The sequence below is a fragment of the Rouxiella chamberiensis genome (genome assembly GCF_026967475.1).
In the GTDB taxonomy this organism is placed as follows: domain Bacteria; phylum Pseudomonadota; class Gammaproteobacteria; order Enterobacterales; family Enterobacteriaceae; genus Rouxiella; species Rouxiella chamberiensis.
In genome coordinates this window covers 4127934-4140483 of sequence record NZ_CP114058.1, presented here as the reverse complement: position 1 = coordinate 4140483, position 12550 = coordinate 4127934, and the positions used below count along the sequence as shown (strand labels likewise).

The window sequence follows — 12550 nt, the reverse complement described above, 5'->3', positions numbered from 1 at the left end:
GTTTCTATTTTTCCAGCTCGGGATTAACCAACGGGGTTATCCAGTGTAATAAATCGGTGGGCAGCATGCCGCGCGTGCCTCGGCGTTCGGCGATGACGTCCGCCGCCGCGCCATGGACCACGGCACCGGCACAGGCCGCATCATAACAAGATAACTTCTGCGCAAGCAGCGCGCCAATCACGCCGGACAGGATATCACCCATGCCGCCGGAGGCCATGCCCGCATTGCCGACATCGGCGAGCGCGATGTGCCCTTCCTGCGAACCAATCAGCGTGCCCGCGCCCTTCAATACCACCACGCCGCCGTAGCGCTGCGTCAGCTGCTTCAACGCGGCGAGGCGATCGCTTTCAATGTCTTTCACCGAGCAGCCGAGTAAACGCGCGGCTTCGCCCGGATGTGGCGTCAAGACGCGATTTTGCCGTTTATCAGGGGCTTTTGCCAGCATGTTTAGCGCATCGGCGTCCCACAGCGCAGGTTTTTCACTTTCGGCAACCAGCCGATATGCCGCCTGCCCCCATGCGTTCTGACCCAGTCCCGGCCCGATGACTACCGTGCTGGCCCAGTCGAGCGCGGATTTCAAGGCGTCTTCATCAAGCTCCTGCACCATCAGCTCGGGGCGAGCGGTAAGCAGAGGCCCGATGTGCTGCTTGTGAGTAAGTACTCGCACCATACCTGCGCCCGTGCGCAGCGCGGATTCCGAAGCCATACGAATCGCACCGGCGAAACCGACATCGCCCCCTATCAACAGAAGATGCCCATGTTCGCCCTTGTGAGAGCAGGGACGACGCGGCTTGAGCCAGCGCGCAAGCAGGCTCGCGTCAAGCCGTTGCAACAGGGGACGATGGCCGCTGAGCCAGCTTTCCAGCCCCAGCGCATCGCAAGAGAGTGTGCCGACATAGTCGCGCGCCTGTCCGGTCAGCAAGCCGGGTTTCAGGGCGATAAAAGAGACGGTTAGCGCAGCATGTACCGCATCGCCCGCGACGGTGCCGGTTTGCGCGGCAAGGCCCGAAGGAATATCCAGAGACAGGACGGGCGCATCATGATGGTTTATTGCCCTGATAAGACGGGCGACCGGCTCGCGGGGCGCGGAACTCAGCCCGGTCCCCAGCAGCCCGTCGACTATCAAGTCGATTTTCTCAGGCCAGCGCGCGTCGGCATTGCCTATCTTCCCGCCTGCATCCAGCCAGCCTTTGCGCGCTTTTTCGGCCTCGGCAGGCAGGGGTTTGTCGCTGCCTACGGCCAGCAGCGTAACGTTCAGACCGGCGTTTTTGGCCAGGCGAGCCAGCTCATAGCCGTCACCGCCGTTATTGCCATGCCCGCACAGTATCAGCCAGTCCGTCGCCTGCGCAAAGGTGACGCGGGCATGACGAAAGGCCGCCGCCGCGGCGCGCTGCATCAGGGTAAACAGCGAAAGACCGGTGTCACGCGCGGCCTGTGCTTCGGCCTCTCTTAACCAGTCCGCAGAGTAGACAGAATATGGTAAACTTGTCGGGTTCTTTTTTCAATCTGGTTAGTCATGACGCACCTCCTCGATCTCGATCAATTAGCCCAACATATCAAGCAATGGGGCCAGTCGCTAGGTTTCCAGCAAGTTGGCATCTGTGATACCGACCTGTCTGCCGAAGAGCCGAAACTTCAGGCATGGCTTGATAAACAATATCATGGAGAGATGGACTGGATGGCGCGTCACGGCATGATGCGTGCGCGTCCGCATGAGTTGCTGCCCGGCACACTGCGGGTAATCAGCGTGCGCATGAACTATTTGCCCGCCAAAGCCGCGTTCGCCAAGACCCTGAACAACCCGACACTAGGCTATGTCAGCCGTTATGCCCTGGGACGCGACTACCACAAGGTTCTGCGTCAGCGGCTGAAAAAACTGGGCGACATGATTCAGGATTTCTGTACCGCGTCACAGCCGGATTCGGCGCTCAGCTTTCGGCCCTTTGTGGATTCTGCGCCTATCATGGAACGGCCACTGGCCGAGAAAGCCGGTCTTGGCTGGGTTGGTAAGCACTCACTAATTCTCAACCGCGAATCCGGCTCCTGGTTTTTCCTGGGTGAACTCCTGATCGATTTGCCCCTGCCGGTCGACAAACCGCAGGAAGAACAGTGTGGCCGCTGTGTCGCCTGTATCACCACCTGCCCGACCGGCGCGATCGTTGCGCCCTATCAGGTTGATGCCCGTCGCTGTATTTCCTATCTGACCATCGAGCTTGAAGGCGCCATTCCCGAAGAGTTTCGCCCGCTGATGGGCAACCGTATCTATGGCTGCGACGACTGTCAGCTTATCTGCCCGTGGAACCGTTATTCACAGCTGACGGACGAAGACGATTTCAGCCCGCGCGCCGCCTTGCATGCTCCCGAACTCATTGAATTGTTTGGCTGGAAGGAAGAGAAGTTTCTGCGCATCACCGAAGGTTTCGCCTATCCGCCGTATCGGCCATCTGCGCTGGCTGCGCAATATCTCCGTAGCACTCGGCAATGCGCCCTATCACGAAAATATCGTGCTGGCACTCGAGAGCCGAAAAGGAGAAAACAGTATGTTGGACGAGCATATTGAGTGGTCAATAGCACAACAGCTAGTCAGAAGAAGTGAACATCAGATTGAAGTGCAGTCTTCACAGAAGAAAAGGCTGATTCGGGCTGTGGAAAAAGGTTTGCCGCGCGACGCCTGAAAAGGGGAATTTTGGTCATCCCTGAAAATATGCTTCTGTGCATAAAAATAAAAAGGCTTTGCCGATCAACTGCAAAAAAAGAGCAAGAGATCGCTATAGCGTTTTCAGTTTTTAATTATTTGTTAAAATTCAAAGAGTTATTTTTTAACAATATTGGCTGATCAAATAAAAAGCAGTGCAGAATTTGTACAGAATCTGTGGATAACTCTGTTCACAAAAATAATTCAGGCCATGTTTTCCACGAGGAAAAAACGACGAAAATGACACGCAAAGCGCGTGGTGACTGGCGTTGTGTTTGGAAGATAAAATTTGGAGCGGGAAACGAGACTCGAACTCGCGACCCCGACCTTGGCAAGGTCGTGCTCTACCAACTGAGCTATTCCCGCAAAGAGGTGTAAATCTTGCTGCGGTTGTAAATTCGTTTCGTAAGCCCTCTTCGTATGAAGAGTCACTTGCTCTACGACAAATACAACATTTGAAAAGTTTGGAGCGGGAAACGAGACTCGAACTCGCGACCCCGACCTTGGCAAGGTCGTGCTCTACCAACTGAGCTATTCCCGCGTCGCATGGTGGTGCTTTATAACTTACTGTAAAACCTGTACTAAATTTGGAGCGGGAAACGAGACTCGAACTCGCGACCCCGACCTTGGCAAGGTCGTGCTCTACCAACTGAGCTATTCCCGCTCTGCATATCGACGAAATCATCTAAACGAATTCTTCATCGGTACGGGGTGCGCATTATACGAGAAATCTTTAACGCCGCAAGCCCCCTTTCACAAAAAAACCGTTTTTATTCAATATTTCGTTCAAGTGCCGATTAAAAGAGCAAAGCGCACATTTAACCAGCAATCCGACGGCAAAAAGGGGCGTTTGCCGCCCGATTTCACCGCCTGAAATATTTTAGCCCGACATCACAATTTAATAAAATGTTCGCGGTAATAGGCTAATTCGGCCACCGACTCGCGAATGTCATCCATGGCCTGATGTGTGCCCTGCTTGGTAAAGCCGTCGAGCACTTCGGGTTTCCAGCGGCGAGCCAGTTCTTTCAGCGTACTGACATCCAGATAGCGATAGTGGAAGTAGGCTTCCAGCTCCGGCATATACTTAAACAGAAAACGGCGATCCTGCCCAATGCTGTTACCACAGATGGGCGATTTGCCTGCCGGTACCCACTTTTTCAGGAACTCGAGGGTTTTCTGCTGCGCGGCGTTTTCATCGAGCATACTGGCCTTGACGCGGTCCACCAGCCCGCTTCCGGTGTGCGTGTTTACATTCCAGTCGTCCATCAGCGCCAGCTGCGCATCGGACTGATGCACCGCCATGACCGGCCCTTCCGCCAGAATGTTCAGATTGGCGTCGGTAACTAAGGTAGCGATTTCAATGATTCGGTCGCGCTCGGGATTGAGGCCGGTCATTTCCAGATCGATCCAGATGAGGTTGTTATCACTTACAGACATACAGGCTCCAGTTATGAAAAGTCCCACAACGGTTAATTAATACGAAATAGCTGGTATCATAGTCGTTTTGGTCGCAACGAGCGATTAAAGCCAGTCAAGTGAGGCGCAGTGACTAAGATAAAACTGTCAAAAGGGCAACAACGTCGCGTTAACGCCAACCACGAACGTCGTCTGACCAAGACGGACAAGCGGAAAGAGCTGGACGACTCCCTGCACGGCGAACCACAGGAAGGTATCGTGATCAGCCGTTTCGGGATGCACGCTGACGTTGAAGCTACCGACGGCAGCCAGCATCGCTGCAACATCCGTCGGACCATCCGTTCGCTGGTGACCGGAGACCGCGTCGTGTGGCGCTCCGGCGAAAACGCCAGCGTCAAGGGTATCGTTGAAGCCGTGCATGAACGCACGTCGGTACTGACGCGCCCCGATTTCTACGACGGCGTAAAACCTATCGCCGCCAACATCGATCAAATCGTGATCGTCTCTGCCATTCTTCCCGAGCTGTCTCTCAATATCATCGACCGCTATCTGGTAGCCTGTGAAACGGTCGAGGTCGAGCCGCTTATCGTGCTGAACAAGATTGACCTGCTGGACGACGAAAGCCGCAAATTTGTCGCGCAGATGATGGATATCTACCGCCATATCAATTACCGCGTACTGGAAGTCTCAAGCTATACCGGCGAAGGCATGGAAGAGTTCATCGCCGCGCTGACCGGGCGCATCAGCATCTTTGCGGGTCAGTCTGGCGTGGGTAAATCCAGCCTGCTCAACGCCCTGCTGCCGCCGGAAGAGAAACAGATTCTGGTGAACGATGTCTCCGACAACTCCGGTCTGGGTCAGCACACCACCACGGCGGCGCGTTTGTACCACTTCCAGCACGGCGGCGACGTCATCGACTCCCCGGGCGTGCGCGAATTCGGTCTTTGGCATCTGGCCGCCGAGCAGATCACGCAAGGCTTTGTCGAGTTTCGTCCGTATCTCGGCTACTGCAAGTTCCGCGACTGCAAACACGGCAGCGATCCCGGCTGTGCCATTCGCGAAGCGGTAGACAAGGGCGAAATCGCCGAGGAGCGTTTTGACAACTATCATCGCATCCTCGAGAGCATGGTCGATGTAAAAACGCGTAAAAACTTCGACAGCCTCTGATAATTGCCGTCAGTTCCTTTAAAATCTTCGGGCCGCTTTTTGCTGCTCGTTTTCATTATTGTTTCTGCCGCCCTTTGCGGCAGAGATCCCGGCCATTTCGCGTTACAGCAGGAATGATACCGGGTCTCCATTTTCGAGAGGGTAATCCGTGTTAGACAAAATCAAAATAAAACTTCAATACCTGCTGCCGAAACAAGGCCTGACCCGTCTGGCAGGCTGGGGTGCCGAACGCCGCGCCGCCACGCTGACCCAGTGGGTTATCAAAGCCTTCGCCAGCTACTACAAAGTCGACATGAAAGAAGCGCTAGACCCTAAATTCTCCGCCTACCCGACCTTCAACGATTTCTTCGTGCGCCCGCTGCGTGCCGGTGCGCGTCCGGTGGTCAGCGGTCTGGACATGCTGTGTCTGCCGGCCGACGGCGCCATCAGCCAGCTCGGGGCGATTGTCGACAACAATCTGTTCCAGGCGAAAGGCCATTTCTACTCGCTCGAAGCGCTGCTGGCGGGTAACTATCAGTTGGCAGAACAGTTCCGCGAAGGCCTGTTTGCCACGACCTACCTGGCCCCGCGTGATTATCACCGCGTGCATATGCCGTGCGACGGCGTGCTGCGTGAAATGACCTACGTGCCCGGCGACCTGTTCTCCGTAAACCCGCTGACGGCAGCCAACGTGCCCAACCTGTTTGCCCGCAACGAGCGCGTTATCTGCGTCTTCGATACCGAATTCGGCCCGATGGTGCAGATTCTGGTCGGCGCGACCATCGTCGGCAGCATCGAAACCGTCTGGGCAGGCCAGATTACGCCGCCGCGCGAAGGCATCATCAAGCGCTGGACCTATCCGGCAGCCGGTACGGAAGGCGCGATCGCACTGGAAAAAGGTCAGGAGATGGGCCGCTTCAAGCTGGGTTCCACCGTTATCAACCTGTTTGCCGCCAATCAGGTGACTTTTATGCCGCAGCTGAAAAACGGCACTGTCACCCGCATGGGCGAACCCTTTGCCGAAGCCGTTCGTTTGCCCCGAGCCGAACCCGTTACCCCAGACGTGGTTGTTTAAGACAAACGCTGTTTTTTAGTTATTTGAAAGGAATAAGTCAGTGCGCCTGATCCCCTCTCTGTTGGTGAGTTTGCTGTTGGCGCTGCCTTTATGCGCCAACGCCGCGCTTTCAGAAGACCAGCTCCAGCAGGAATTAAAACAAGCCGAAGCCAACAAGGAGTCGGCCAACCAGGCGCAGATAGTCGAGTCGCTGCAAAATGCCATCAACTGGCTGAGTGAATCTCGTGCCTCGCTGGCCCGTTCGGGGCAATATCAGACGGTCATTGACGACTTCCCGCGCCTGACGCAGAGCCTGCGTCAGGAGTTGAAAGCCCAGAGCGACAAACCCCTGCCGGTCGACGAGACGCTCTCCAGCACCGAACTCGACCAGCAGATTCTGCAGGTCAGCAGCCAGTTACTGGAAGAGGCTCGTCAGCTGCGTCAGGAGCAGGACCGTTCACGCGATATCAGTGACTCCCTGAGCCAGTTGCCGCAACAGCAGTCCGAAGCCCGCAACGCGCTGGCCGATGTCGATCAGCGCCTGCAAAGTTTCAGCAATAACAACTCTGCGCTGGCGCAGGCCAAACTCAAGGCCCTGCAAGCCGAGTCTACCGCCCGCAAGGCACGCGTCGACGAGCTGGAACTGGCGCAGCTTTCCGCCAGCAATCGGCAGGAACTGTCGCGCATTCGCGCCGAACTTTACAAGACCCGTCACGATCGTCTCGACGAACAGCTGCAAACGCTGCGTAACAACCTGAACAGCCAGCGACAGAAAGAGGCCGAAACGGCACTCGAGAAAACCGAACAGCTGGCCGAGCAGAGCGGCGAGCAGCCAAAATCGATTACCGAACAGTTGCAGGCCAACCGCGAGCTGTCGCTGGCGCTGAACCAGCAGGCGCAGCGTATGGATCTCATCTCCTCGCAGCAAAGACAGGCCGCCGCGCAAACGCTGCAGGTTCGTCAGGCGCTGAGCACTATCCGCGAACAGGCGCAATGGCTGGACGCCTCGCCGCTGCTGGGTGAAACCCTGCGCGCGCAGGTAGCCAAACTGCCCGAAATGCCGAAACCGCAACAGCTCGACAGCGAAATGGGGCAGTTACGCGTTCAGCGTCTGCACTATGAAGACCTGCTCGGCAAACAGCAGCAGTACCGTCAGGGACGTCAGGACGATGGCCAGCCGCTGAGCACCGCGCAGCAAAGAATTTTACAGGCACAGCTGAGAACCCAGGCCGATCTGCTGAATTCGCTGCTTTCGGGCTGTGACTCGCAGATCCTCGAGCTGACCAAGCTGAAAGTCGCCAATACGCAGCTGGTGGATGCCCTCAAAGACATCACCGATGCGGCGCACCGTTATCTGTTCTGGGTCGCCGATGTCAGTCCGCTGAGCTTCAACTATCCGTTGCAGACCATGCATGACCTGAATCGTCTGCTGTCGCTCGACACGCTTTCCCAGCTCGGCAAGGCCTCGGTCATGATGGTCACCAGCAAAGAAACCCTGATGCCGCTGTTTGGCGCCTTGATTCTGGTGATTGTCAGCGTCAGTTCGCGTCGGCATTACTACAACTTTCTGGACCGCGCCAGCAGCCGCGTCGGCAAGGTCACGCAGGATCACTTCTCGCTGACCGCGCGTACGGTATTCTGGTCGATTCTGGTCGCCCTGCCCCTGCCCGTCCTGTGGGCCGCACTGGGCTATGGATTGCAGAGCGCATGGCCGTTCCCGATTGCGGTTGCCATCGGCGACGGCGTGACCGCGACCCTGCCGGTGCTGTGGCTGTTTATGATAAGTCACTATCTGGCGCACCCGAAAGGGTTGTTCATCACCCATTTCAACTGGCCGCAGCGCCGTGTTTCCCGCGCGCTGCGCTACTATCAGCTGTCAATCTGGCTGATCGTGCCGCTGATTATGGCGCTGATTACCTTTGATAATCTCAACGATCGCGAGTTTTCCAATACCTTGGGGCGTCTGTGCTTCATCGTGCTTTGCGTGCTGCTGAGTCTGGTGACACAGAGCCTTAAACGCGCCGGTATTCCGCTGTATCTCGACAAACAGGGCAACGGCGAGAACATGCTGAACAGCACGCTGTGGTGGATGATGCTGAGCGCGCCGCTGATTGCCGCGTTTGCCTCGATGCTCGGGTATCTGGCCACCTCGCAGGCGCTGCTGGCGCGTCTGGAAACCTCGCTGGCTATCTGGTTCCTGCTGCTGGTGGTGTATCACATTATCCGCCGCTGGATGCTGATTCAGCGGCGCAAGATTGCCTTCGAACGTGCCAAGCAGCGTCGCGCCGAGATTATTTCGCAGCGCGTGCGCGGTGAAGAGGAATCAACGCTTGCGAGCAGCAACGAAGGAGCGGTGGAAATCGAAGAGCCGGTCGTTGATCTCGACGTTATCAGTTCGCAGTCATTACGGCTGGTGCGCTCACTGCTGGCCATGGTGGCGCTGGTGTCGGTTATCTTCCTGTGGTCCGAAATTCACTCGGCGTTTTCATTCCTTGAAAACATCAAGTTGTGGGATGTTTCTTCTACCACGCAGGGCGTCGAAAGCATGCAGCCGATTACGCTCGGCCATGTGCTCATCGCGATTCTGGTGCTGATTATTACCACGCAACTGGTGCGTAACCTGCCTGCCCTGCTGGAACTTGCGTTGCTTCAGCATCTGGACTTGACCCCGGGCACCGGTTACGCCGCGCTGACTATCACCAAATACGCGGTGCTGCTGATAGGCGGCCTGACGGGCTTCTCGATGCTCGGGATAGAATGGGGCAAGCTACAGTGGCTGGTCGCGGCAATGGGCGTCGGACTGGGCTTCGGGTTGCAGGAGATCTTCGCCAACTTTATCTCGGGCCTGATGATCCTGTTTGAAAAGCCTATCCGTATCGGCGACACGGTGACCATCCGCAATCTCACGGGCAGTGTGACCAAAATCAATACCCGTGCCACAACGATTGTCGACTGGGACCGCAAAGAGATTATCGTGCCGAACAAGGCCTTTATCACCGAGCAGTTCATCAACTGGTCGCTGTCAGACTCGGTAACGCGCGTGGTGTTGAGTGTTCCGGCCCCTATCGATGCCAACAGCGAAGAGGTGACGTCTATCCTGACGCAGGCGGCACGCAAGTGTTCACTGGTGCTCGATACGCCCGCGCCGGAAGCCTATCTGGTCGATTTACAGCAGGGGATCCAGATTTTCGAGCTGCGTATGCATGCGGCGGAAATGGCACATCGTATGCCGCTGCGCCATGAAATCCACCAGCTGATTCTGGCCGGATTCCGCGAGCATGGCATCACCCTGCCGTTCCCGCCTTTCCAGGTGCGGATGGAAACCATGAACCGCGCGCAAAACGGCAATAGCGCAACCCTGAGCAGCGGCGGTCCACGAAACACGGGCGATCTCTAACTGCCCGCCTCGCTTTCCCCGGCTGATGAATGTCGGCCGGGGAAAGTCGTTTTAGCCCGACCTCGGCAATATATTAATTAAAATATAATTACCGGTTAAATATCCCCTAAACCCCCTTGTCTCTTTCCTTACTAGTACGATATCCCTGTCATTAAATATCCTCGAAAATAGCCGCATCAAATCCGAGTTAATACTCTCCAGTTTTGCGAACTTGTCAGTTGGCATTACGAAATATCAGGCTAAAATTTCAAGGATTATAAATGCACAACGGTATGCGTCTTTCAACTCTGACCCGATGTATTTTGCTGGCAACGTCGTCATTCATGGCGGCAGGCCAGGCTTCTGCGGCAACCCCGGTCGTCAAGGATATTTCCAGACAGGTTAGCGATCTGACCTTAAATAACAGTGCCAATAACCGCAACGAAAACTGGAATATGGCGCATCTTAACGGCAACGCCGCCGTGGTTGCCCATGCAGCAGCCAATCATAATGTCTATTTTTCAGGCCCGACCCGAGATGCCAACGACAGGCAGGAGCTGATCGTTGCCGGTACACAGCTTGGGGATCACTATATCAACCTGAGCACCGGAGGCGCTGCCAGCGTCTATTTATTGCCGGGCAGTAAAACAGATATGATTGAAGCCGGCGACAGAGGTAAAAAAACCGATATTACCGTGGTGCTCGATAACGCCATGTTAAACGGCCAGCAGAATGGCCTGAAATACGATGACAAACCCGTCAATGCGGTCGTCAAGAATAAAGATTATATGCAGGGGTCCGCTATTTGGCAGGACCCTGAAGATAACGGCGAATTAATCGTCTCCGCCACCCATAAAAGTATTATCAACGGCAGTATTGATGCCAGCGGCACCGGTAATAAAAATATCCTTCTCGATGACAGTTTATTGACCAACGGCACGATTAATCTACATGGCAATGCCATTAACAGCATTGCTCTAAAAAATTCACAGCTTGATCCTTATTTGAATTTGTCGTCTGCCGATTACACTCTCAGTAACGATGCCATTTATGCCTTCGGTGCCAAGGAAAACCATGTCTCTCTGGATAACAGCGTTGTTTTAGGGGATATCACGTTGGACAGCACCGGTGATACCGACCTGTTTATTGCCCATAAGAGCCTCTATGTCGGCGATATCTTTATCAATGCCGGGGGCAAGGCGGCGGTGGATATCAGCGATTCGCAACAAGATGGCGTCATCAAGGTCATGGGCGCGAAAGGTGCCAGCATTTTCGTTACCCACAACGCCACCTACTATGGCCGTATCTATTTTGGCAGCGGCAAAAACCTGCTGACGGTATCGGATAACTCTGGCGTCTATGCGGACGTCATGGCCGATACCGGCAGCCAGACGGACATGGTTATCGGCGATAACAGCACTTACTGGGGTAAGATTAGCGGCGTGCAAAACCTTTCAATCGGTGACAAGGGTCAGGTCGTGACCTCCGAACCGAAAGATATGCACATTGCCATGAACGGCAATAGCGCCCTGGTGACTACCCATCTGAATCACAGTGTTCTCGGCATGAACACCAGCGATCGTCTTGTGGCCACCAAGGTTTCAGGCGCAAATGCCCTTACCGTCACTCGACTTTCCAAAGACACGACGACCGGAAATCATGCGCTGACGCAATTGACGATGACGAAAGGCGCAACGGTGAAAACGGCTTTCGGCAACGGGCAGCAGGCGGTATCCGCGCGCAGCGGTGCCTACAACGATCGCCTTGCCCTCTCGACGCTGGACACCACGGCGAAATCCAAAGGTGCGGCGGCACAGCAGGAGCTAATCCTGTCGGTGAAACGTACCGAACTGGCCAGTGATGTGAAAAGTGCCATTGCGGGTCTCGACGGTGCCAAAGCCTCGGCGGCGGCAGTGACCGACAGTATCGCCAATCGCCTGAATGTCCTGAACGCAGGCAACCTGTTCTACGGCGTGCGGGAAGGAGCCAGTCTATGGGGCGATTATCTCTATCAGGATGCCAATTTAAAGGGCAATACCGACGCCCACAGCACCTTGCAGGGCCTGAACAGCGGCGCTGACTGGACGTGGAAACTCGGCAACGGCAGCAGTGTGACGACCGGATTGGCTATCGGCCAGGTGAAGAACAAGTTGACTCACGTCTCTATCGCCGGCGACTTCAACAACCACGTGACCGGCAACTTCTACAGTCTTTACGGCGGTTGGCAGCAGGCGCTGCAAAATCGCACCTGGAGCCTGTTTACCAATGCCAATCTCAGCTACGGCCAACTGCGTTATTCCGCCAGCAGCAACAATGTCGGCGATTCAACCACCGGCCTCAAGGAACACCTCAACAGCGGTTATAAAGGCAATGTTCTGCGTGCAGAGTTGCGCTCGGGCGTGAACATCCTGCTGAGCCAAACCGTCTCGGTACAGCCTTATGCCTTGCTCGGCATGGATAAAGCCACCGCTGACGCGTTTGCCAACAGCCATGTCAAATTCGCCAGAAATCACAGTGGTTCGAGCTATGCGGGCATCGGTACGCGCCTTACCGGCAAGGTAGAAGTGAAAAGCATTAAACTGATGCCCTGGGCCGACGTCAGCTATACGCAGGAATTCCACGATAACACCGCTATCAAGGCAACTTCTGCCGACAAAAATGGCGATTATCAGCTAAATGCAGGCAAAATCCGTAAAGTCATGACAATGGGAGCGGGCCTGAACGCTGCCGTCACTCATAATCTGAATCTGAATTCCGGTGTTTACACGCATGCCGGTGATATTCGCAACGATGTCAGCGTCCGTCTGGGCGTGAATTACAGCTTCTAAAACAGGTTCGCAAGAACAGACCGGAAATGGCAATA

5 protein-coding genes, 3 tRNA genes and 2 pseudogenes are annotated in these 12550 nt (G+C 55.4%); 5 read left to right on the top strand and 5 right to left on the bottom strand.

Annotation, left to right across the window (positions count from 1 at the left end; genetic code table 11):
- Positions 1-4: 4 nt before the first annotated feature.
- Positions 5-1501: pseudogene (nnr, locus tag O1V66_RS19350) on the bottom strand (bifunctional ADP-dependent NAD(P)H-hydrate dehydratase/NAD(P)H-hydrate epimerase); the annotation flags it as partial.
- A gap of 15 nt (positions 1502-1516) precedes the next feature.
- Here nnr and queG point away from each other — a divergent pair.
- Positions 1517-2675: pseudogene (queG, locus tag O1V66_RS19345) on the top strand (tRNA epoxyqueuosine(34) reductase QueG).
- Between the two features lie 310 nt (positions 2676-2985).
- Here the strand turns inward: queG and O1V66_RS19340 are convergent.
- The 4 genes from O1V66_RS19340 to orn form a co-directional block, all read right to left on the bottom strand.
- Positions 2986-3061, bottom strand: a tRNA-Gly gene (locus O1V66_RS19340).
- 99 nt (positions 3062-3160) lie between these two features.
- Positions 3161-3236 (bottom strand) — tRNA-Gly (locus O1V66_RS19335).
- Positions 3237-3283: 47 nt separating this feature from the next.
- Positions 3284-3359, bottom strand: a tRNA-Gly gene (locus O1V66_RS19330).
- A gap of 227 nt (positions 3360-3586) precedes the next feature.
- Complete coding sequence (gene orn / locus O1V66_RS19325) at positions 3587-4132, bottom strand: oligoribonuclease (protein ID WP_045048971.1); 546 nt, start codon at positions 4130-4132, stop codon at positions 3587-3589.
- A 108-nt stretch (positions 4133-4240) separates the two neighbouring features.
- Between orn and rsgA the strand changes: the two genes are divergently transcribed.
- The 4 genes from rsgA (at position 4241) to O1V66_RS19305 (ending at position 12515) form a co-directional block, all read left to right on the top strand.
- Entirely contained in the window at positions 4241-5278 is a 1038-nt protein-coding gene (gene rsgA / locus O1V66_RS19320) for a small ribosomal subunit biogenesis GTPase RsgA (RefSeq protein ID WP_045048970.1), read from the top strand.
- A 148-nt stretch (positions 5279-5426) separates the two neighbouring features.
- On the top strand, positions 5427-6332 hold the full coding sequence (asd, locus tag O1V66_RS19315; protein WP_045048969.1) for an archaetidylserine decarboxylase: 906 nt from the start codon (positions 5427-5429) through the stop codon (positions 6330-6332).
- Between the two features lie 40 nt (positions 6333-6372).
- Entirely contained in the window at positions 6373-9708 is a 3336-nt protein-coding gene (gene mscM, locus O1V66_RS19310) for a miniconductance mechanosensitive channel MscM (protein WP_045048968.1), read from the top strand.
- 260 nt (positions 9709-9968) lie between these two features.
- Positions 9969-12515, top strand: a complete 2547-nt coding sequence (locus O1V66_RS19305) for an autotransporter domain-containing protein (protein ID WP_269127967.1) — start codon at positions 9969-9971, stop codon at positions 12513-12515.
- The last annotated feature ends 35 nt before the right edge of the window (positions 12516-12550 follow it).

Excerpts from the sequence above, each read along its gene's own strand:
- orn (WP_045048971.1), bottom strand. The coding sequence starts at position 4,132 with ATGTCTGTAAGTGATAACAACCTCATCTGGATCGATCTGGAAATGACC.
- O1V66_RS19305 (WP_269127967.1), top strand. The coding sequence starts at position 9,969 with ATGCACAACGGTATGCGTCTTTCAACTCTGACCCGATGTATTTTGCTG.